Source organism: Tessaracoccus pujii, assembly GCF_054483895.1.
This window is the reverse complement of record NZ_CM137012.1, coordinates 1,264,682-1,284,269: the sequence shown is the minus strand read 5'-3', so window position 1 is coordinate 1,284,269 and position 19,588 is coordinate 1,264,682. Positions and strand designations below refer to the sequence as shown.

The following is a 19,588-nucleotide window of genomic DNA, read 5'->3' as shown; positions in this document are numbered from 1 at the left end:
CTCAGCGAGCGGTGAGCGACTTCTTGTAGATGGCGTAGTGCTCGCTGGGTTCCGCGTCACCCTCCACCTGAGGCACCTCCGGGCGGTCTACGAAGAGATGCTCACCCGTGGGGTGGTACTCGAGGGAGACGTACAGGGGCACGGCCTTCTCGTTGTTGGGATCCACCGCCAGGTAGACCGCCGAGAAGCCCCGGGCACGCGCCTCGGACTCGAGGTACTGGCTGAGCGCGCGGCCTGCTCCCTTGCGGCGGGCGTGGGGGTAGACGAACATGTTGCGCAGCTCGGGTGTCATGGAATCGGCGTCGAGGTCCAGCACCGCCGTGCCGAGGGGCTCGGCACCGTCGTGGGCGACGGCGAAGATGAGGTCTCCTCGCTCCTGCGCCTCGAAATGCTGGTCCACGAGGCCGAGCTCGGGGCGCGCCTGGTGGGCGCGAAGGGCTTCGAGGTCTGCGGATGTCGCAGGACGGACGCCGATGGCCATCAGGGGCTCCTTGCTCAATCTTCCGGGACGCTCCTACCCTACCCCGTGCTGGGGCGCCGCTTCGGCGCGTGCAGGCGTTTGGAGCCGGTCCCGCCCGATGATAGGGTTCTCAGGTTGCCGTTAGATCGGCCACGGACCAGTCAGAGCCCCGACAGCACCCGCGCCTGGGGCGCCGTGCAGCGATCCGGAAGGAGCCCCATGTACATGGACGCTGAAAACAAGAAGAAGATCATCGACGAGTACGCGACCACCCCTGGTGACACCGGATCGCCGGATGTGCAGATCGCCCTGCTGACCAAGCGGATCGCTCACCTCACCGAGCACCTCAAGGCACACAAGGGTGACCACCACAGCCGTCGTGGCCTCATGCTCATGGTCGGCCAGCGCCGCCGCCTGCTCAACTACGTCGCCAAGAACGACGTCGAGCACTACCGCGCGCTGATCGCCCGCCTGGGCCTGCGTCGCTGATCGCACCGAAAACTCACCTTCTCAGGGCACCCCGGACGGGGTGCCCTGAGTCGTCTCTAGCCCGCCGCGCGAGGGTGGCCGAACCGGTGGGCCGTGACGGAGACCGCCTGCTCCCGCACGTACGGCAAGCACGCCAGGGGCCCCGGCAGTGGCGGGCCGGCATGGACGGTGGCGTCGATCGATCCGCCGAGGTCGGCGAGGAGGTCGCGGGTCCCGAGGTGCCGTATCCGTCCTGACGCGGTGGCGTCGAACGCGGTGTCCGCGACCTCCTCCACCTCGAGCCCTGCGGCGCGCAACACCGCCGCGACCCCGGGGTCCAGGCCCTCCCGCGCCGAGAACCGCGCGGGCGCGCCGACGGCGAGCGCGGCCGAGGCCTCCCGCAGCGCCGGCCACGCCTCCGTGGTCTCCACCCGCACGGTCACGACCGTCGGCCGGTACCGCAGCACGTTTCGCTCCACGGTGAGGGCCGACGGGTCGTGCGACGCGGTGAACACCGTCCTTGCCGCCTCCTCGTCGCCCACCGCCGCCGCGCGCAGCCGGCCCAGGTCGTCGTCGCCCAGCACGCCGCGCGCACCGCGCACGAGCCGCGCCAATGCCGGGGTGGTCGGCTCGCCGCCAGGGCCGGGCCGCCCGGGTGAGGGTTCCCACCGCCCCAGGCCGGCCACGTAATGCGGGCCGCCCGCCTTGGCGCCGGGTCCCACGGCCGAACGCTTCCACCCGCCGAACGGCTGCCGGCGCACGATGGCGCCGGTGATGGTGCGGTTCACGTAGCAGTTGCCCGCCTCGATCCTCTCCAGCCAGGTCTGGATCTCACGCTCGTCCAGCGAGTGGAGGCCGGCCGTGAGTCCGTAGGGGGTGCCGTTCTGCCAGGCGACGGCCTGCTCGAGGGTCGCGGCGTGCATGAGCCCGAGCACAGGGCCGAAGTACTCCACCTGGTGGAACTCGCAGCCTGGGCGGACGCCGGCACGGATGCCCGGGCTCCACAACCGGTCGCCGTGGCGCCGCGGCTCCAGCAACCACCGCTGACCCGGTTCCAGGCGCGTCAGACCACGGAGGAGCTTGTCCCCGGGGGGCTCGGTCAGGGGGCCCATCTGGGCGGCAGGGTCCGACGGCCAGGCCACCCGCAGCGACCCGACGGCATCGAGGAGCTGATCGCGGAACCTCCGCGACCGACCCACCGAGCCCACCATGATCCCGAGCGACGCGGCCGAGCACTTCTGGCCGGCGTGCCCGAAGGCCGAGGTGACAAGGTCCGCCACAGCCAGGTCCAGGTCCGCCGACGGCGTCACGACGATCGCGTTCTTGCCGGAGGTCTCCGCCAGCAACGGCAGCGACGCGCGCCACGACCGGAACAGCGCCGCGGTCTCGGCCGCGCCGGTGAGGATGACCAGATCCACGCCGGGGTCGGTGATCAACGCCCGGCCGAGCGGGCCGTCGTCGAGCACCGCGAACTGGACCACGCCCCCGGGGAGGCCGGCTCGTGCGCACGCCTCGGCCAGGACGGCGGCCGTCCGGCGGGCCGGGGGAGCCGGCTTGAGGATGACCGCGGAACCGGCGGCGAGCGCCGCGGCCACCCCGCCCAGCGGGATGGCGATGGGGAAGTTCCACGGGGGTGCGACCACGGTGAGCGTGGGCGGCACGTGGCGGGCCCCGTCCACCACGTCCAGCGCCCGCGCCGCGTAGTAGCGCGCGAAGTCCACGGCCTCGGACACCTCGACGTCGGCCTGGTCGATCAGCTTGGCCACCTCGTCGGCCGCGACCGTGATCAGCTCCGTCCGGGACTCCTCCAGTTCCTGTGCGAGGCGGCGCAGCGCGGCTGCCCGCTGCGGCGCGGGAACAGCGGCCCATTGCGCGCCGGCGGCGCGGCCGCGGCGCACGACCGCCCGAAGCGCCGGCGCATCGGTCAGCGTCGCGTCGCGCACCGTGGCGGCGCCCAGCGCGGGGACCGGCAGCGAGGCGTGGATGGCCGCCGCCCACTCCTGGTTGGCGGGGAGCGCGGGGTTGGTGTCCTGTGCGTTGGCGAACGCCGGCCCCCCTCGGGGGCGGGCCTGCCGCGCCCAGCTGTCGGGCACCGGGGCGCCGACGAGGCCCGTCGCCGCCCGGAAGCGCGCCTCCTCGCGATCTAGGAACGAGGCGTCGTGCCCGAGCCGTGCGGCACCGGACATGAAGTTCTCGTGCGCCGCGTTCTCCTCGAGCCGGCGGACCAGGTAGGAGATCGCGGAGTCGAACTCGGCGCGCGGCACCACCGGGACGTAGAGCCTCAACCGGCCCACCTCCCCCAGGATCACCTCCTGCAGGGGGACACCCATGCCGGAGAGCATCTCGATGTCGACCTGGCCCGTGACGCCGCGCTCCTTCGCCAGCTCCCAGGCCATGGCCAGTGCGTAGACGTTGTGGCTGGCCACGCCGACGTGCAGCCGCCTGGCGCGCTCCGGGGCGAGGCAGAAGTCGAGGGCGCGCAGGAAGCTGGCGTCGGTGTGCTCCTTGTCCGGGTGCACCGGGTTGTCCCAGCCCCGCAGCTCCGCCTGGACCCGCTCCATCGCCAGATTGGCGCCCTTGACGAGGCGCACCTTCAGCGGGACGCCGCCGGCGGCCTCGCGTCGCCGCGCCAGGTCGTCGAGAAGGTCGATCACCAGGCCGGACTCCTTGAGGTAGGTCTGCACCGCGACGCCGGCCCGCAGACCCAGCAGGTCCGGCTCCAGGACGAGCCGGCTGAACACGTCGAGGGTGAGGTGGAGGTCGCGGTACTCCTCCATGTCCAGATTCACGAACTTGCCGGCCGCCGCTGCCTGCAGCAGGAGCGGCCGCAGCCGGGTGACGGCCTCCTCGACGGTCGCGGCGTGGGCCCACGGGGCGTGCGGGCCGAGGACCGCTGACACCTTGATGGAGACGTAGTCGACGTCGTGGCGGGCCAGGAGGCGCATCGTCTCCCGCAGCCTCCCACCGGCGTGGGCGTCGCCCAGCACCGCCTCGCCGAGGAGGTTGACGTTGAGGTCGCTGCCCCTGCGCCGCGCGCGGCGCAGTGCGGGACCGAGACGGCGGCCCACGTCCACGACGTGGTCGCCGACCAGCGCGCGGAAGGCGGCCCGGACCAGGGGTAGCGCCGGGCGTGGCGCCACCCGGACGGCCCGCAGGCCCACACGCAGCGGCACCGGAAGGAACGGCGCCGGGCGCTTGGCGAGCTCACCGAGCGCCCTCGAGGCCACCGATGCGTCCTCCGGGCGGAGCACGTCGTCGACGAAGTCGAGCGTGAAGGCGAGGCCCTGCGGGTGGGCCAGGACGCGCGCCAACAGCCGTGCGGCAGGGGGTTCGGGATGGCCGGCGCTGGCGGCCGCCCACCGCCTGGCGGTGGCCACTGCCGCCTCGATGGCCTCCGGCGAGGTGACACTGAGCATTCAACCATCGTGGCTCAAGCGGCTAGACTGCACAGGACAACTGAAACAACTGTCAACACAATTCCACCCCCGCCGCCCAGCGCACGTGTCCGTCTGGTCCTCGGTAGTGGTCTTCGGGTGCGCCGTCGGCGGCCCCGCGGGCCTCGATCAAGGACCGGCAGGCGTGGCGAGCATCGCCGTGCGCACGGGTGGCGAAAACCCCCCGAAAGGAGCCTGTCCATGGAAGGACCAGGCATCGAATTCGCTGAGGCCGTTATCGACAACGGCAAGTTCGGCAAGCACACCGTCCGCTTCGAAGCGGGCGTTCTGGCCCAGCAGGCCGACGGCGCCGCCGTCGTGTACCTGGACGACGACACCATGCTGTTGTCGGCCACCACCGCGCAGAAGACCCCGCGCGACTCGCTGGACTTCTTCCCCCTCACCGTGGACGTCGAGGAGCGGATGTACGCCGCGGGCCGGATCCCCGGCTCGTTCTTCCGCCGCGAAGGCCGCCCCGGTGAGGGCGCCATCCTCGCGTGCCGCCTCATCGACCGCCCGCTGCGCCCCGCGTTCGTCAAGGGCCTGCGCAACGAGGTCCAGGTGGTGGTCACCATCATGGCGCTCAACCCCAACGTCATCTACGACGTGGTCGCGATCAACGCCGCGTCGATGTCCACCCAGATCGCGGGCCTTCCGTTCTCCGGCCCCATCGGCGGCGTCCGTGTAGCGCTCATCGAGGACCAGTGGGTCGCGTTCCCGACGGTCGAGCAGGTCGCCAAGTCCGTCTTCCAGATGGTGGTGGCCGGCCGCGTGCTGGCCGACGGTGACGTCGCGATCATGATGGTCGAGGCCGGCGGCACCGAGGCCACGTGGGAGCTCGTCCGCTCCGGCAGGACCGCCCCCACCGAGGAGGTCGTGGGCCAGGGCCTCGAGGCGGCCAAGCCGTTCATCAAGGCGCTGTGCGACGCGCAGTCCGAGCTGGCTGCCAAGCTTCCCAAGGAGACCTTCGACTTCCCGGTCTTCCGGGACTACCAGGACGATGTGTTCGAGGCCGTCTCGGAGCTCGCCTCGGATCGTATGGCCCAGGCCATGCAGATCGCCGGCAAGCAGGAGCGCGACGAGGCCACCCACGGCATCCGTCAGGACGTCACCGAGCAGCTCGCGGGCCGCTTCGAGGGTCGGCAGGGCGAGGTGTCGGCCGCTCTCAAGGCGCTGACCAAGAAGATCGTGCGGCACCGCACCCTCACGGACCAGATCCGCATCGACGGCCGCGGCCCGGCGGAGATCCGCGAGCTGGCCGCCGAGGTGGCGGTCATCCCACGCGTGCACGGCTCGGCGCTGTTCCAGCGCGGCGAGACCCAGATCCTGGGTGTCTCCACGCTCAACATGCTGGACATGGAGCAGAAGATCGACACGCTCTCCCCGGAGAGCACCAAGCGCTACATGCACAACTACAACTTCCCGCCCTACTCCACCGGTGAGACCGGCCGGGTGGGGTCGCCGAAGCGCCGCGAGGTCGGTCACGGCGCGCTGGCCGAGCGGGCCCTCGTGCCCGTGCTGCCGACGCGTTCGGAGTTCCCCTACGCCATCCGTCAGGTGTCCGAGGCCCTCGGGTCCAACGGGTCCACCTCGATGGGTTCCGTGTGCGCCTCCACGCTGTCCCTGCTCAACGCCGGGGTGCCGCTGAAGTCGGCCGTCGCCGGCATCGCGATGGGCCTCATGTCCGAGGACGTCGACGGCGAGACGAAGTACATCGCGCTGACCGACATCCTGGGCGCCGAGGACGCGCTGGGTGACATGGACTTCAAGGTGGCGGGCACGCGGGACTTCCTCACCGCGCTGCAGCTCGACACCAAGCTCAACGGCATCCCCGCCGTCGAGCTCCAGAAGGCCCTGCTGCAGGCCCGCGACGCCCGCCACACCCTGCTGGACGTCATGAACGAGGCCATCGACGTGCCGGATGAGATGAGCCCGTTCGCTCCCCGCATCATCACCGTGCGGATCCCGGTGGACAAGATCGGCGAACTCATCGGCCCGAAGGGCAAGATGATCAACCAGATCCAGGACGACACGGGCGCGAACATCTCGATCGAGGACGACGGCACGGTGTACGTCGGCGCCGAGACCGGTGAGGCCGCTGACGCCGCCGTCGTCATGATCAACGCGATCGCCAACCCGCACATGCCGGAGCGCGGCGAGCGGTACCTCGGTACCGTCGTGAAGCTCACGACGTTCGGCGCCTTCGTGTCGCTCATGCCGGGCAAGGACGGCCTCCTGCACATCTCGAAGCTGCGCCCGCTCGCGGGCGGCGCCCGCGTCGAGAACGTGGAGGACCTCCTCTCGGTGGGTCAGAAGCTGCAGGTGGAGATCTCCGACATCGACGATCGCGGCAAGCTGTCGCTGGTCCCGGTGGTGGAGGAGAAGGCGGAGTCGAACGACTGACCTCGGTCACACGCACATGCCGCAGGGGCGGGTCCGGACGAACCGGGCCCGCCCCTGCGGCATGCACCCGCGGGTGGCGGCGCCCCGCCGTCGATGCTTGGATGGACGTGGATCAAACCAGAAGGGATCACCTCATGACAGAGATTCGTGTGGGCGTGTTCGGGGTCAGCGGCAGGATGGGCAGCGAGGTGGTCCGGGCCGTCACCCGCGCAGAGGGCATGACCCCCGTGGGTGGCGCGGACCTGGGAGAGTCACGGGACCTGGTCAACCGCGCCCAGGTGGTGGTGGACTTCACGCACCCGGACGCTGTGATGGACAACATCGAGTGGTGCCTCGGGCGAGGGCTGCACATGGTGATCGGCACCACCGGCTTCACAGACCAACGCCTTGCGAGGGTGCGGGAGCTCTGCGCGGCGCACCCTGAGGTGGGCGTGCTGATCGCCTCCAACTTCTCGATCGGCGCGGTGCTCATGATGAAGTTCGCCGCACTGGCAGCGCCCTTCTACCCGTCGGCGGAGATCATCGAGCTGCACCACCCCAACAAGGCCGATGCGCCCTCAGGTACCTCCGCCACGACGGCGCGTCGGATCGCGGCGGCCCGCGCGGAGGCGGAGCTTGGCCCGGTCCCCGACGCCACCGTCCACGACGACGGCGCCCGGGGGGCGGTGGTGGACGGCATCCACATCCACGGCGTCCGCCTGCAGGGCCTGGTGGCGCACCAGGAGGTTCTCCTGGGGGCCGCGGGGGAGACGTTGACCATCCGCCACGACTCCTACGACCGGGCCTCGTTCATGCCCGGCGTGGTCGCCGGCGTCCGCCACGTCATGAACCACCCGGGCCTGACCCTCGAGATGGAGTCCGTGCTCGGGATCTGATCCCCTGCAGAGGGCGCGGCGGTCTCGAAGGCTCGCGGACGCGGCCTACTGTGAGATGTCGGTGTGCATGCGGATCAGCTTCACGGGCTCCGCGCCGTCGTCGAGGCCCACCTCCTGATGGGCCCCGTCGGGACCCCATCCGCCACCCGTGAGGAAGGCCCTCAGGGCGTCGTCGCGGGCAGGCACCCACATCGTCGCCACCTGGTAGCCGTCCTGGCGCAGGGTGTCGACGGCGGCGTTGATCAGCCGCGAGCCGTGCCCGGCCCCCCGGTGCCGCGGGTCGACGACGAACTCCGCGATCGTCCCGTCGCGGTCGTCGCGGTCCGGGTCACCGCTGGGGCCCGTGACCGCGAAACCCACCACACCCGGCTCGCCGATCGCCACCAGCACCCGGAGGTGGGCGAGCGGGGGCTTCACGATGGCCTGGTGCCAGGCCCTCGTGGCCTCGTCGGCCGACACCGCCCCGCCGGCCGCGGCCAGCAGGCCGGACCCGGCCCACGCGCGCCGCTGGATGCGGGCCACGTCGACGGCTTCGGCGGGCAGTGCGAGGCGAACGGTATCGACGGCAGACATGAACGCCATCCTAGGCGGCGGCGGTCGCCCGCCCGGCTCGTGACCGCGGCTCATCCACTAGCCTGAGCCCATGACCGACATCAAGACACCCCCGAAGCTCGCTCCCGGCACGCTGCGCGTGATCCCTCTGGGCGGGCTCGGTGACATCGGTCGCAACATGACCGCGTTCGAGATCGACGGCCAGATCGCCCTCGTGGACTGCGGCGTGCTGTTCCCCGAGGACACACACCCCGGGGTGGACCTCATTCTCCCGGCCCTGGACTACCTCGACGACCGGCTCGACGACATCGTCGCCCTGGTGCTCACGCACGGTCACGAGGATCACATCGGCGCAGTGCCCTACCTGCTCAAGAAGCGCGCCAACATCCCGATCTACGGCTCCAAGCTGACGTTGGCGTTCGTCGCCACGAAGCTGCGGGAACACCGCCTGCGGGACTTCGACCTCGATGCGGTCGAGGAGGGCGAGATCATCGAGATCGGCAACTTCGAGTTCGAATTCCTGGCCGTCAACCACTCCATCCCCGACGCGCTGGCCGTGGCGATCCGCACGAAAGCCGGCCTGGTGCTGCACACCGGCGACTTCAAGATGGACCAGCTGCCCCTCGACGGCCGGATCACGGACCTGCGGGGCTTCGCCCGCCTCGGCGAGGAGGGCGTGGACCTCTTCATGGTGGACTCCACCAACGCGGAGACCCCCGGCTTCACCACTCTGGAGCGCGACATCGAGCCGGCCATCTCCCGCGTGTTCGATCAGGCAGCGGGCAAGCTCATCGTCGCCTGCTTCGCCAGCCACGTGCACCGCGTCCAGCAGGTGCTCAACATGGCCGTGCGCTATGACCGCAAGGTGGTCTACGTGGGACGTTCCATGATGCGCAACATGGCCACCGCGCGGGACCTCGGGTACCTCAAGGTGCCCGCGGGCACGCTGATCGAGCTGAAGGACATCGACAAGTACCCGAAGAACAAGGTGGTCATCGTGTCCACCGGGTCCCAGGGCGAGCCGATGGCGGCTCTCAGCCGGATCGCGAACCGCGAGCATCCGGTGATCGAGGTGGGCCCGGGGGACACCGTCCTCCTGGCCAGCTCGCTCATCCCAGGCAACGAGAACTCGGTCTACCGGGTGATCAACGGGCTGTCCAAGCTGGGCGCCAACGTCGTGCACAAGGGCAACGCGCTGGTGCACGTGTCCGGGCACGCGTCGGCCGGCGAGCTGCTCTACTGCTACAACATCCTCACCCCCCGCAACGTGCTGCCGGTGCACGGCGAAGCGCGCCACCTCATCGCCAACGCCAAGCTCGCCGTCGCCACGGGGGTTCCCGAGGCGCGGGTGGTCGTGGCCGGCGACGGTGACGTCATCGACCTCGCCGACGGTGTGGCGCGGAAGGTGGGAGCCATCGACGCCAGCTACGTGTTCGTCGACGGGTCGATCGTCGGCGACATCTCCGAGTCGATCATGGACCGTCGGATCCTGAGCGAGGAGGGGTTCGTCTCCGTGATCACGGCGGTGGACCTGCACAACCGCACCATCATCAGCGGCCCGGACATCCACGCGCGAGGCATCGCCGAGGAGAGCAGCGCGTTCGACGAGGTCCGCGAGCGTGTGGCCACCGCCCTGATCGCCGCGATGCGTGACGGGGTCGACGACGCGTTCAGGCTCCAGCAGGTGACGCGGCGCACGGTCGGGCAGTGGGTGGCGAAGTCCCTGCGGCGCCGGCCTATGATCGTTCCTGTGGTGATCACCACGTGACGGGCGACGTCGGTTTGACCCGTCACGGACCGCCGCGTAGAGTTGGCCCTCGGTGCTTTGCCCCCTCAGGGTTGGGCGCGCCGCGAGGCTTTAAGCAAACAAGAAGGTAGGTCAGTCGTGTACGCGATCGTGCGCAACGGTGGACGTCAGCACAAGGTTGCTGTTGGCGACGTCCTGGACATCGATCTGGTGTCCGAAGAGGTCGGCAACACTGTCACTCTGCAGCCCCTGCTGCTGGTCGACGGCGACTCGATCACCTCGGACGCCAAGGGTCTCGGCAAGATCAGCGTCACCGCTGAGGTGCTGGGAATGAAGAAGGGTCCGAAGATCCGGATCCTCAAGTACAAGAACAAGACCGGCTACAAGAAGCGCCAGGGGCACCGCCAGCGGTACACCCAGGTCAAGGTCACTGGGATCGAGAGCTGAGGAGCTGAACTATGGCACACAAGAAGGGCGCGTCCTCGACGCGCAACGGTCGTGACTCGAACGCCCAGCGCCTCGGCGTGAAGCGCTTCGGTGGCCAGGTCGTCGGCGCGGGCGAGATCCTCGTGCGCCAGCGCGGCACCCACTTCCACCCCGGCGACGGCGTGGGTCGTGGTGGCGACGACACCCTGTTCGCACTGGTCGAGGGCCAGGTGCAGTTCGGCGTGAAGCGCGGCCGCCGCGTCGTCAACGTCGTCTCCGCCTGATCGTCGTCACACTTTTTCGAGAACGGCCCTCCGGGGCCGTTCTTGCTTTCTGGATACACTGAGCTTCGGCTTTGAGAAGGAGCTTTCCCTATGGCTATTCCCTCGTTCGTCGACCGGGTCAAACTGACCGTACAGGCCGGCAACGGCGGCCACGGCTGCACCTCCATCCACCGCGAGAAGTTCGTGCCGCTCGGCGGGCCGGACGGCGGTAACGGGGGCAACGGGGGCTCCATCATCTTCCGCGTCGACGACTCGCTCTCGACGCTGGTCGAGTTCCACCGGCAGTCTGTCCGGAAGGCCGTCAACGGCCAGCCGGGCAAGGGGGACCACCACGACGGTGCCCGCGGGGAGGACGTCGTGCTCGCCGTGCCGAGCGGCACCGTCGTGACCGATGCCGAGACCGGAGAGGTGCTCGCGGATCTCACCGAGCCGGGGGCCGAGTACGTCGCCGCCGCAGGAGGCAGGGGCGGGCTCGGCAACGCGGCGCTCGCCTCCGCTGCGCGCAAGGCCCCCGGTTTCGCACTGCTCGGTGAGGAGGGGGAGAGCCGGCTGGTCCAGCTCGAACTCAAGGTGGTCGCGGACGTCGGCCTGGTCGGTTTCCCGTCCGCCGGCAAGTCCTCACTCATCGCGGCCATCTCGCGTGCGCGCCCGAAGATCGCCGACTACCCCTTCACCACGCTCATTCCGAACCTCGGCGTGGTCGTCGCGGGGGAGGTGACCTACACCGTCGCGGATGTGCCGGGGCTGATCGAGGGGGCGTCCGAGGGCCGGGGGCTAGGCTTCGACTTCCTGCGCCACATCGAGCGGTGCCAGGCCATCGTGCATGTCATCGACCTGGGTACCTACGAGCCCGGGCGGGACCCGGTCACGGACCTCGAGGTGATCGAGGCGGAGCTCGCAGCGCACGGCGGTCTCGAGGACCGGGTGCGGCTCATCGCCCTCAACAAGGTGGACGTGCCCGACGCCCACGACCTGGCGGAGATCGTGCGTCCCGAGTTGGCCAGGTTCGGCCACCGGATCTTCGAGATCTCCACCAAGACGGGCGAGGGCCTCAACGATCTGAAGTTCGCGATGGCTGAGATCGTGGCTGCCCGCCGCGCCGCGCTGCCCGAGGCGGCGAAGCCGAAGCAGGTGCTGCGCCCCGCCCCAGTCGCACGCAAGGCTGCAGGCCCGGAGTTCACCATCGTCCAGAAGGGCGACGGCGAGGGCGGCCTGGTCTGGCGGGTGCGCGGTGAGAAGCCGGAGCGGTGGATCAGGCAGACGGACTTCGGCAACGCCGAGGCCGTGGGCTTCCTGGCGGACCGCCTCAACCGGCTGGGCGTCGAGGACAGGCTGCTGGAGATGGGCGCCAGGCCTGGTGACGCGGTGGCCATCGGCGGCGAGAACGCCGTGGTGTTCGACTTCGCTCCCCAGGTGGAGACGGGCGCGGAGATCCTCAGCCGCCGTGGCGAGGACGTCCGGTTGGAGACCGAGCGCCCCGCCGCCGCGCGACGCCGTCGGATGGACACTGACTATCACGCCGCCAAGGCCTCCGGCATCGACTTCACCACCTCGGGATACGAGCCCGATCCGGAGGTGCGGGGCGACGACGATGAGGCCTGAGGTCTCCGCCGCCACCCGTGTGGTGGTGAAGGTCGGCTCGTCGTCCCTGACCAGGGCCGACGGGCACCTGGACCCCGCCCGGGTGCAGATGCTCGCGCGAGTGCTGTCCTCGCTGCACGACCGCGGTACCCGAGTGGTGCTCGTGACCTCCGGCGCCATCGCCGCTGCGCTGGGGCCGCTGGGGTTGACGCGCCGGCCGCGGGACCTGGAGACCCAGCAGGCGGCCGCCGCCGTCGGCCAGGGGCTGCTCATCCGGCACTACTCGGACGCGTTCGCCGAGCACGGCGTCACCGTCGCCCAGCTGCTCCTCACCGTCGAGGACGTGCTGCGGCCCTGCACCTACCGCAACGCACTCAACACCATCTCGCGGCTCTTCCGCCTGGGCGTGGTCCCCATCGTCAACGAGAACGACACGGTGGCCACGCACGAGATCCGGTTCGGCGACAACGACCGCCTCGCGGCCCTCATCGCCCACCTGGTGCGGGCGGACACGCTGATCATCCTCAGCGACGTGGACGGCCTGTACACCGCGCACCCGGACACCCCCGGGGCGGAGCGGATCGACCGCGTCGACGACATCGCCGCCCTTCGCGTGGATACCTCCCGCGTCGGCTCCAAGGTGGGCACCGGCGGCATGCGCACCAAGGTCATGGCCGCGGACATCGCCACCCAGGCGGGTGTGAGCGTCGTCCTCAGCCATGCCGACCACCTGGAGAGGGCCATCGCGGGCGAGGACGTGGGCACCTACTTCCTGCCCACCCGCAAGCGCCGGCCCCGCCGGCTGCTGTGGCTCGCGTTCGCGTCGGAACCGCGCGGCTTCCTTCACGTCGACGAGGGCGCCCGGCGGGCGCTCGTGGACAAGAAGGCCTCCCTGTTGGCCATCGGGGTGCGCGACGTGGTCGGCACCTTCGCCGAGGGCGAGCCGGTGGAGATCGTGGGGCCGGACGGCCAGCCCGTGGGTCGCGGCTTCGTGGGCTACTCGAGCGCGGAGCTGATCGCCGAGGTCGGGCACAGCAGCGTCGAGGAGGGCCACCGCAGCCAGCGCCCCGTCGTGCACCGCGACCACATGATGCTCGCGGAATAGAGGCAGCCAGAGGATTCCAGCGGACGTCAGCGGCTCCACGCTCGGCCGGTGCCTTGCATCAGGCGTACAGCCCGCACAATCGTTTCCGTAATTTGGGCGACGGTCAACCGATTTCATTCCGTCGCGCGCCCGGCTTAGGCTTGTCCGGTGATAGAGGTCTTCGGGTGGGTGGCGGCTGCCATCGGTGTGGCGTCCAACCTTCCCCAGTTGATCCGGATCCTGCGGGCGAGGACCAGCGCCGGGGTGTCGCTGCGGCTCTGGCAGATCTCGGCCGCCACCACGGGCGCGTGGATGGTGCACGGGTTCCTGGTCCAGAAGGGTCAGATGCAGTGGCCCAACCTCTTGATGTCGCTGCTGGGCCTCGTGATCGTGGTGTTCGTCCTGCGCGACAGGAAGCAGGCCGTCGCCCCCCAGCTCGTGCTGCCGGTGGTGTTGGCGGCCGCACTGTCCGGAAGCGAGCTCCTCTTCGGCGCCATGGCCTTCGGTCTCGTCATCGCGGTGCCGCAGCTGTACGGCCAGGTCTCACAACTGCGCGAGATGGTGTCCGCCCCTGATCTTTCCGGCGTGTCGGTCGGCTACCTGTCGATCATGCTCGTAGTGCAGGTGATGTGGTTCATCTTCGGCCTGTACACCTTCGACTGGGCGTTGATCATCTGCGCCGGCGCGATGACGGCGGTGTGCAGCATCAACCTGACGGTGTTCATCGTGCGCCACCTCCGCGCCCGCGCCCGCGTCGCGCTCGCCGTCTGAGCCGTCCACATCAGCCCGGCCCCGACGTCGGTGCGTGGCCGTCGTCGATCCGCTGCCGTGGGCGCCCCATCGTCGCCCCGCTGCGATCAGGGCCGTGGCTCTGAGTGGAGTTGAGCCGGACACGGCTTTCGGCGGAGGTGCTTGAGCCGGACACGGCATTCGTTCGGGCGCGACGAGCCTGGCCTGGACGTCGCGACGGGTCGATCGTTCAAATCGCCCCGGCGCTTCGTCGACATCCAGATCAGGCTCAACGCCGGCTGTGCAGAAGCGCAATCAGCGTGTCCGGCATGGAGGCGAGGTTCTCGCTGGAGAACCGAAGGACGTGCCAGCCTGCTGCTGTGAGTGCGGCATCGCGTTGCCTGTCCGCGTGGAACGACTCCTTGGTTCCGTGGAACTCGTATCCGTCGATCTCGACGGCGATCTTCAACAGTGGCCAGGCGATGTCGAGGTAGTACGTGACAGTGCCGAGGCGGACCCGAAGGTTCGTCACCCAGCCGTTGATGCGAGCCTCGCGGAGCGTACGGTGCGCCAGCCTCTCCAGCGCGGACCAGGGGGAGTCCCGGGAATCGGCCAGGGCCTCCCGTCGGGCACGGTTTCCACGGCGGCGAGGGGTCATCGCGAGCGCGGCTTGAAGCTGGCCCAACGTGACGACGCGTCGGCGCAGCGCCTCGTCGACAACGCTCGAGCCGATGTCGGGGATCAGATCCAGCACGGTGAGAGGGGGCGAAGTGATAGGGAGGGCGCCTGCACGGTTGACCATCGGTTCGGGGATGAACCGCTCATGGAACTCGAACCCGGACCTGTTCTCCAGAACCCCGGGATGGACCAGTGACACCACCGGGCACTCGAGTTCCGGCCACCAACTCGATCTCGCAGCTGCCCTGCCGACGGCGATATAGGGACGGGTGGAGACTGCGGCGGCGGCCATTCGGGTGCCGAACTCGTGTGCGCGATCCGGCAGCGAATAGATGCCGGGCAGTACCGCCGCCAGTTCGCCGCGACAACGCAGGGCGTTGAGCGCCCTGTCGAGCTCAGGGTGTGCTGTGGAACTGATCACGCCGTCGTGTTCCAGGCGGATCCGGATGTCTTCTCTCATGCCCCCTTGATCGCCGACTGAGCGATCCGTTTCCCGTTGTCACCAGCATCCATGAGCCGGATCTGCGGCTCGACGATGGGGTAGGGCGATATTGATCGTTCCAACCGTGTCGACGTCCATGCCAGGCTCGTCGCGCCACACCGAGAGCCGTGTCCGGCTCAAGGCCCTCCAGCGAGAGCCGTGTCCGGCTCAACTCCCATACATCCCCAGCACCCAGACGGTGAGAACGAATCTCCGCTGAGTCGAGACGGGGGAGGGGCTCGGGCGGGGGCCAATAGACTGATGCCATGGATTTCCGGACCCAGGCCACCGCCGCCCGTCGGGCCGCCGTCGAACTCGCCACGCTCCACCGCGCAGCCAAGGATCGCGCCCTCGCGGCCATGGCCGACGCGCTCGCCGCCGCCGAGCCCGAACTGCTGGCGGCCAACGCCACCGATGTCGCGGCCGCCCGTCAGGCCGGCACACCGGAGTCCATCGTCGACCGCCTCGCGCTCACGCCATCACGCGTCTCGGGCATGGTGCAGGGTCTCCGCGACCTCGCCGCCCTCCCCGATCCCATCGGCGACGTGGTCCGCGGCTGGAGGCTGCCCAACGGCGTCTCCGTCACCCAGGTGCGGGTGCCGTTCGGTGTGGTGGGCATCATCTACGAGGCGCGCCCCAACGTCACCGCGGACGCGGCCGGCATCTGCCTCAAGTCCGGCAACGCGGCTCTCCTGAGGGGCTCCTCGTCGGCGCTCAACACCAACCGCGCCACCGTCGCCGCGCTCCGCAAGGGGCTGGAGGACGCGGGCGTGACCCCCGACGCTGTCCATCTCGTCGAGGGCGGCCGCGAGGTGACGGGCGAGCTCATGCGCGCCCGAGGGCTGGTCGACGTCCTGATTCCGCGCGGCGGGGCGGGCCTCATCCAGGCGGTGGTCGACGGCTCCACGGTGCCGGTGATCGAGACCGGCACCGGCAACTGCCACGTCTACGTCGACGCCGACGCTGATCTCGACCAGGCCCTGGCCATCCTGCTCAACGCGAAGACCCAGCGCCCCAGCGTCTGCAACGCGGCCGAGACCCTCCTGGTGCACCGCGACGCGGCCGACGAGTTCCTGCCGATGGCCCTGGCCGCCCTCGGGCACTCGGGGGTCACCGTGCACGGTGACCCGGCCACTGCCGCCTACTCGGACGCCGTCGTGCCGGCCACCGCGAACGAGTACGACGCCGAGTACCTGACGCTGGACCTCGCCGCCAAGGTGGTGGAGTCTCTCGACGAGGCCCTTGAACACATCCGTGCCTACACCACCGGGCACTCGGAGACCATCGTCACCCGGAGCAGGAAGAACGCCGATCGGTTCGTCGCGGAGGTGGACGCGGCGGCGGTGCTGGTCAACGCCTCCAGCCGGTTCGTCGACGGCGGGGAGTTCGGCTTCGGCGCCGAGATCGGCATCTCCACGCAGAAGCTGCATGCCCGCGGGCCGATGGGGCTGCCGGAAATGACGAGCAGCAAGTACGTCATCGAGGGCGACGGGCAGGTCCGCACATGAGCGCGACGCCCGCCGCCTCGGCATCGCCTTGCTAGGATCGGGCGCCATGAGCCTTCTTCTGGAGACCGCCGCTGCCGCACCTCCCGTGCCGAGCTGGGTGATGGGCGCGTTGGCACTGGCAGTGCTGGTCGGCGTGATCGCCTGGATCGTCGGATTCGGGTCGGGCCGCCCGCACTCCAAGTGAGCACCACGGAGCTCGCACTGGCGCGCAAGGAGAAGTCGCGCCGATACCGGTTGGGCGTGATGGGTGGCACGTTCGACCCCATCCACCACGGCCACCTCGTGGCCGCATCCGAGGTGGCCGCCAAGTTCGCCCTCGACGAGGTGGTCTTCGTGCCCACCGGGATGCCGTGGCAGAAGAGCCACCGTGAGGTCTCGCTCGCCGAGGACCGCTACCTCATGACGGTGATCGCCACCGCGTCGAACCCCCGCTTCTCCGTGTCGCGGGTGGATATCGACCGGCCCGGCAACACCTACACCGTCGACACTCTCAAGGACCTGCGGGCCGAGCGAGGCGACAACACGGACCTGTTCTTCATCACCGGCGCGGACGCGGTGCGCCAGATCCTCACCTGGTACGGCGCCGACGAACTGTTCGACCTCGCGCATTTCGTCGGAGTCACCCGCCCGGGCGTGCCGATGACCCGCGACGACCTGGCCCACCTCCCCGAGGACGCCGTCACCCTTCTCGAGGTGCCGGCCCTGGCCATCTCGTCGACGAACTGTCGCGAGCGGGTCCACGCCCACGAGCCGATCTGGTACCTGGTGCCAGACGGTATCGTGCAGTACATCGCCAAGAGGGGGCTGTACCCGGCCTCCGGATCAGGAGTTCCCAGTGACCGTAGCTGACGACGTGCTCAAGCCCGTCCAGATCGCCGCCCAGGCAGCGGCAGACAAGAAGGGCCACAAGATCGTCGCCTTCGACGTGTCGGAGCAGCTCGTCATCACCGACGTGTTCCTCGTCGCGTCGGCGGGCAATGAGCGCCAGGTCGGCGCCATCGTCGACGGCGTGGAGGAGCGGTTGCTCGCGGCCGGCTACAAGGCCGTGCGGCGCGAGGGGGACCGGGAGAACCGCTGGGTGCTGCTGGACTTCATCGACTTCATCGTGCACGTGCAGCACACCGAGGAGCGCTCCCTGTACAACCTCGAGCGGTTGTGGAAGGACTGCCCGCAGATCCCGCTGGAGCTGCACCTCCCCGAGCCGGACGACGACGAGGCCCCCGACGACGCGGCGCAGTGAGGCTCGAGCACTCGACGCGCCTCCTGGTCCTCCGCCACGGGCAGACGGACTGGAACGCGCAGCAGCGCTTCCAGGGGCTCGCCGACGTGCCGCTCAACGACGTCGGCCGCCGTCAGGCTGAGGACGCGCGCGCGGCGCTGGCCGACGTCCGGTTCGACGCCGTCTATGCCTCGCCCCTGTCGCGGGCGGTGGACACCGCGACACTCGTGCGCCCCGGCGAGCCCGTCCGCACCGATCCGCGGCTCATGGAGATCGACGTCGGCAGCTGGGCCGGGCTGACGTGGGACGAGGTGAAGGCATCCATGCCGGACTACGAGTCCAAGTACGCCAACGGGGTGGACTTCCGCCGATCGCCGGAGGGGGAGACCCTGGCCGATGTCGTGGCGCGCGGGCTGCCGGCTTTCGAGGAGATCGCCGGCGCCCACGCGGGCGGCACCGTCCTCGTCGTGTCCCACGGACTGCTGCTCAACCGGATCATCCACGCGCTGCTGGGCCTTGAGGGACGCGTGCTCGGAGGGTTGGGCAACGCGCACTTCTCGGAGCTCGGTCTAGCCCACGGCGCGTGGCGCCTCGTGGCGCACAACGTGGGAATATTCCACCCGACGTCGCGTTAGGCCAGATATGAAGAGGATCGGGTTCCTGTCCTTCGGCCACTACCGCCATGTGGTGGGGGCCCGGGTGCCCGATGCCGGCGCTGCGTTGCGCCAGCACGTCGAGTTCGCCCGGATCGCCGACGAGGTGGGCCTGGACGGGGCCTGGGTCAGGGTGCACCACTTCGAGGAGTCCCACACCGCACCGTTTCCGTTGCTCGCCGCCATGGCTGCCGTCACCACACGGATCGACGTCGGTACCGGGGTGGTGGATCTGCGCTACGAGAATCCCCTGTACCTGGCGGAGGAGGCCGCCGCGACGGATCTCCTCTCCGGTGGGCGGCTGCAGCTCGGCATCAGCAGGGGCAGCCCCGAGCAGGCCGTCGACGGACAGAAGCAGTTCGGCTACCGCCTGACCGACGGCGATTCGTGGGCGGACCACGCCCACTCGAAGGCCGCCAGGTTCCGCCGTGCCATCTCCGGGGAGCCTGTGGCCCACTCGGCGGCCGCGCAGTTCTCCGGGGACGGCCCGGACCTGCCCATCCGGCCGCTCAGCCCCGGTCTGCCGGACCGGATCTGGTGGGGTGCCGGGAGCCAGGAGTCTGGGGTGTGGACCGGCGAGCAGGGCATGAACCTGCTGAGTTCCACGCTACTGCTGGCCGACGACGGGCGGCCGTTCCACATTCAGCAGGCGGATCAGCTGCGGGCCTACCGCCGTGAGTTCCGGCGGCACGCCCATACCGGCCCGGGACTGGCCGCCGTGACCCGCCCCGTCTTCCCGGTGACCAGCGACGACGACCGCCGATATTTCGGGCTCCGAGGGGACAACCACGACAGCGTCGGCATCCTCGACGGCTCCAAGGCCCGCTCCGGCCCGCAGATGGTGGGATCGGTCGACGAGGTGGCGAGGATGCTGCGCGCCGACGAGGCCGTCAGCGAGGCTGATTACGTGCTGTTCGCCATGCCCAGCCAGCTCGGGGTGGACTACAACGCGCACTGGATGGAGAACCTGGTGGCCGTGGCTCGGGAGCTGGGCTGGGCCTAGCGC

19 protein-coding genes are annotated in these 19,588 nt (G+C 70.0%); 15 read left to right on the top strand and 4 right to left on the bottom strand.

Annotated features, from left to right (window positions below; all coding sequences use genetic code 11):
* Window position 1: 1 nt before the first annotated feature.
* Entirely contained in the window at window positions 2–481 is a 480-nt protein-coding gene (locus ACX1D0_RS06305) for a GNAT family N-acetyltransferase (protein ID WP_459020024.1), read from the bottom strand.
* Between the two features lie 204 nt (window positions 482–685).
* Here ACX1D0_RS06305 and rpsO point away from each other — a divergent pair, with 204 nt between their 5' ends.
* Window positions 686–949, top strand: a complete 264-nt coding sequence (gene rpsO / locus ACX1D0_RS06300; protein WP_459020402.1) for a 30S ribosomal protein S15 — start codon at window positions 686–688, stop codon at window positions 947–949.
* Between the two features lie 56 nt (window positions 950–1,005).
* Here the strand turns inward: rpsO and ACX1D0_RS06295 are convergent, their stop codons facing one another.
* Window positions 1,006–4,344, bottom strand: a complete 3,339-nt coding sequence (locus ACX1D0_RS06295; RefSeq protein WP_459020023.1) for a proline dehydrogenase family protein — start codon at window positions 4,342–4,344, stop codon at window positions 1,006–1,008.
* 219 nt (window positions 4,345–4,563) lie between these two features.
* Between ACX1D0_RS06295 and ACX1D0_RS06290 the strand changes: the two genes are divergently transcribed.
* Together ACX1D0_RS06290 and dapB are read left to right on the top strand one after the other, a co-directional pair.
* A complete protein-coding gene (locus ACX1D0_RS06290; RefSeq protein WP_459020022.1) occupies window positions 4,564–6,765 on the top strand; it encodes a polyribonucleotide nucleotidyltransferase in 2,202 nt (733 codons plus the stop codon).
* Between the two features lie 134 nt (window positions 6,766–6,899).
* Window positions 6,900–7,640 (top strand): 4-hydroxy-tetrahydrodipicolinate reductase, encoded by a 741-nt coding sequence (gene dapB / locus ACX1D0_RS06285; RefSeq protein WP_459020021.1) that lies wholly within the window; start codon window positions 6,900–6,902, stop codon window positions 7,638–7,640.
* Window positions 7,641–7,685: 45 nt separating this feature from the next.
* On the opposite strand, the gene ACX1D0_RS06280 is transcribed toward dapB, so the two are convergent.
* On the bottom strand, window positions 7,686–8,213 hold the full coding sequence (locus tag ACX1D0_RS06280; protein WP_459020020.1) for a GNAT family N-acetyltransferase: 528 nt from the start codon (window positions 8,211–8,213) through the stop codon (window positions 7,686–7,688).
* 70 nt (window positions 8,214–8,283) lie between these two features.
* On the opposite strand from ACX1D0_RS06280, the gene ACX1D0_RS06275 reads away from it, so the two are divergent.
* The 6 genes from ACX1D0_RS06275 to ACX1D0_RS06250 all read left to right on the top strand — a co-directional run bounded on the left by ACX1D0_RS06275 (window position 8,284) and on the right by ACX1D0_RS06250 (window position 14,085).
* Window positions 8,284–9,960, top strand: coding sequence for a ribonuclease J (locus ACX1D0_RS06275; protein ID WP_459020019.1), 1,677 nt, complete (start codon window positions 8,284–8,286; stop codon window positions 9,958–9,960).
* Window positions 9,961–10,077: 117 nt separating this feature from the next.
* A complete protein-coding gene (gene rplU, locus ACX1D0_RS06270; RefSeq protein WP_459020018.1) occupies window positions 10,078–10,386 on the top strand; it encodes a 50S ribosomal protein L21 in 309 nt (102 codons plus the stop codon).
* A gap of 11 nt (window positions 10,387–10,397) precedes the next feature.
* Window positions 10,398–10,649 (top strand): 50S ribosomal protein L27, encoded by a 252-nt coding sequence (gene rpmA / locus ACX1D0_RS06265; protein WP_459020017.1) that lies wholly within the window; start codon window positions 10,398–10,400, stop codon window positions 10,647–10,649.
* A 90-nt stretch (window positions 10,650–10,739) separates the two neighbouring features.
* On the top strand, window positions 10,740–12,251 hold the full coding sequence (gene obgE / locus ACX1D0_RS06260) for a GTPase ObgE (RefSeq protein ID WP_459020016.1): 1,512 nt from the start codon (window positions 10,740–10,742) through the stop codon (window positions 12,249–12,251).
* A complete protein-coding gene (gene proB, locus ACX1D0_RS06255; RefSeq protein ID WP_459020015.1) occupies window positions 12,241–13,335 on the top strand; it encodes a glutamate 5-kinase in 1,095 nt (364 codons plus the stop codon). The genes obgE and proB overlap by 11 nt, the downstream gene beginning before the upstream one ends.
* Before the next feature lie 147 nt (window positions 13,336–13,482).
* The gene (locus tag ACX1D0_RS06250; RefSeq protein WP_459020014.1) at window positions 13,483–14,085 is read left to right on the top strand and encodes a PQ-loop domain-containing transporter; all 603 of its coding nucleotides are present in this window, start codon (window positions 13,483–13,485) and stop codon (window positions 14,083–14,085) included.
* 247 nt (window positions 14,086–14,332) lie between these two features.
* Here ACX1D0_RS06250 and ACX1D0_RS06245 read toward each other — a convergent pair whose 3' ends face one another.
* A complete protein-coding gene (locus ACX1D0_RS06245; protein ID WP_459020013.1) occupies window positions 14,333–15,181 on the bottom strand; it encodes an endonuclease domain-containing protein in 849 nt (282 codons plus the stop codon).
* A 287-nt stretch (window positions 15,182–15,468) separates the two neighbouring features.
* On the opposite strand from ACX1D0_RS06245, the gene ACX1D0_RS06240 reads away from it, so the two are divergent.
* The 6 genes from ACX1D0_RS06240 to ACX1D0_RS06215 are packed head-to-tail and all read left to right on the top strand — an operon-like array spanning window position 15,469 to window position 19,585.
* The gene (locus tag ACX1D0_RS06240) at window positions 15,469–16,710 is read left to right on the top strand and encodes a glutamate-5-semialdehyde dehydrogenase (RefSeq protein ID WP_459020012.1); all 1,242 of its coding nucleotides are present in this window, start codon (window positions 15,469–15,471) and stop codon (window positions 16,708–16,710) included.
* 46 nt (window positions 16,711–16,756) lie between these two features.
* A complete protein-coding gene (locus ACX1D0_RS06235) occupies window positions 16,757–16,894 on the top strand; it encodes a hypothetical protein (RefSeq protein ID WP_459020011.1) in 138 nt (45 codons plus the stop codon).
* Complete coding sequence (gene nadD / locus ACX1D0_RS06230; RefSeq protein WP_459020010.1) at window positions 16,891–17,559, top strand: nicotinate-nucleotide adenylyltransferase; 669 nt, start codon at window positions 16,891–16,893, stop codon at window positions 17,557–17,559. The genes ACX1D0_RS06235 and nadD overlap by 4 nt, the downstream gene beginning before the upstream one ends.
* Window positions 17,546–17,950: a ribosome silencing factor gene (rsfS, locus tag ACX1D0_RS06225; RefSeq protein ID WP_459020009.1), complete on the top strand. Its 405-nt coding sequence runs from the start codon at window positions 17,546–17,548 to the stop codon at window positions 17,948–17,950. The genes nadD and rsfS overlap by 14 nt, the downstream gene beginning before the upstream one ends.
* On the top strand, window positions 17,947–18,564 hold the full coding sequence (locus ACX1D0_RS06220; protein ID WP_459020008.1) for a histidine phosphatase family protein: 618 nt from the start codon (window positions 17,947–17,949) through the stop codon (window positions 18,562–18,564). Before rsfS ends, ACX1D0_RS06220 begins: the two co-directional genes overlap by 4 nt.
* A 7-nt stretch (window positions 18,565–18,571) precedes the next feature.
* On the top strand, window positions 18,572–19,585 hold the full coding sequence (locus ACX1D0_RS06215) for an LLM class flavin-dependent oxidoreductase (protein WP_459020007.1): 1,014 nt from the start codon (window positions 18,572–18,574) through the stop codon (window positions 19,583–19,585).
* The last annotated feature ends 3 nt before the right edge of the window (window positions 19,586–19,588 follow it).

What these genes read in the sequence shown, in the direction of transcription:
- ACX1D0_RS06305 (WP_459020024.1), bottom strand. Translation starts at nt 481, where the DNA reads ATGGCCATCGGCGTCCGTCCTGCGACATCCGCAGACCTCGAAGCCCTT.
- rpsO (WP_459020402.1), top strand. Translation starts at nt 686, where the DNA reads ATGGACGCTGAAAACAAGAAGAAGATCATCGACGAGTACGCGACCACC.
- ACX1D0_RS06295 (WP_459020023.1), bottom strand. Translation starts at nt 4,344, where the DNA reads ATGCTCAGTGTCACCTCGCCGGAGGCCATCGAGGCGGCAGTGGCCACC.
- ACX1D0_RS06290 (WP_459020022.1), top strand. Translation starts at nt 4,564, where the DNA reads ATGGAAGGACCAGGCATCGAATTCGCTGAGGCCGTTATCGACAACGGC.
- dapB (WP_459020021.1), top strand. Translation starts at nt 6,900, where the DNA reads ATGACAGAGATTCGTGTGGGCGTGTTCGGGGTCAGCGGCAGGATGGGC.
- ACX1D0_RS06280 (WP_459020020.1), bottom strand. Translation starts at nt 8,213, where the DNA reads ATGTCTGCCGTCGATACCGTTCGCCTCGCACTGCCCGCCGAAGCCGTC.
- ACX1D0_RS06275 (WP_459020019.1), top strand. Translation starts at nt 8,284, where the DNA reads ATGACCGACATCAAGACACCCCCGAAGCTCGCTCCCGGCACGCTGCGC.
- rpmA (WP_459020017.1), top strand. Translation starts at nt 10,398, where the DNA reads ATGGCACACAAGAAGGGCGCGTCCTCGACGCGCAACGGTCGTGACTCG.
- obgE (WP_459020016.1), top strand. Translation starts at nt 10,740, where the DNA reads ATGGCTATTCCCTCGTTCGTCGACCGGGTCAAACTGACCGTACAGGCC.
- proB (WP_459020015.1), top strand. Translation starts at nt 12,241, where the DNA reads ATGAGGCCTGAGGTCTCCGCCGCCACCCGTGTGGTGGTGAAGGTCGGC.
- ACX1D0_RS06245 (WP_459020013.1), bottom strand. Translation starts at nt 15,181, where the DNA reads ATGAGAGAAGACATCCGGATCCGCCTGGAACACGACGGCGTGATCAGT.
- ACX1D0_RS06240 (WP_459020012.1), top strand. Translation starts at nt 15,469, where the DNA reads ATGGATTTCCGGACCCAGGCCACCGCCGCCCGTCGGGCCGCCGTCGAA.
- ACX1D0_RS06235 (WP_459020011.1), top strand. Translation starts at nt 16,757, where the DNA reads ATGAGCCTTCTTCTGGAGACCGCCGCTGCCGCACCTCCCGTGCCGAGC.
- ACX1D0_RS06215 (WP_459020007.1), top strand. Translation starts at nt 18,572, where the DNA reads ATGAAGAGGATCGGGTTCCTGTCCTTCGGCCACTACCGCCATGTGGTG.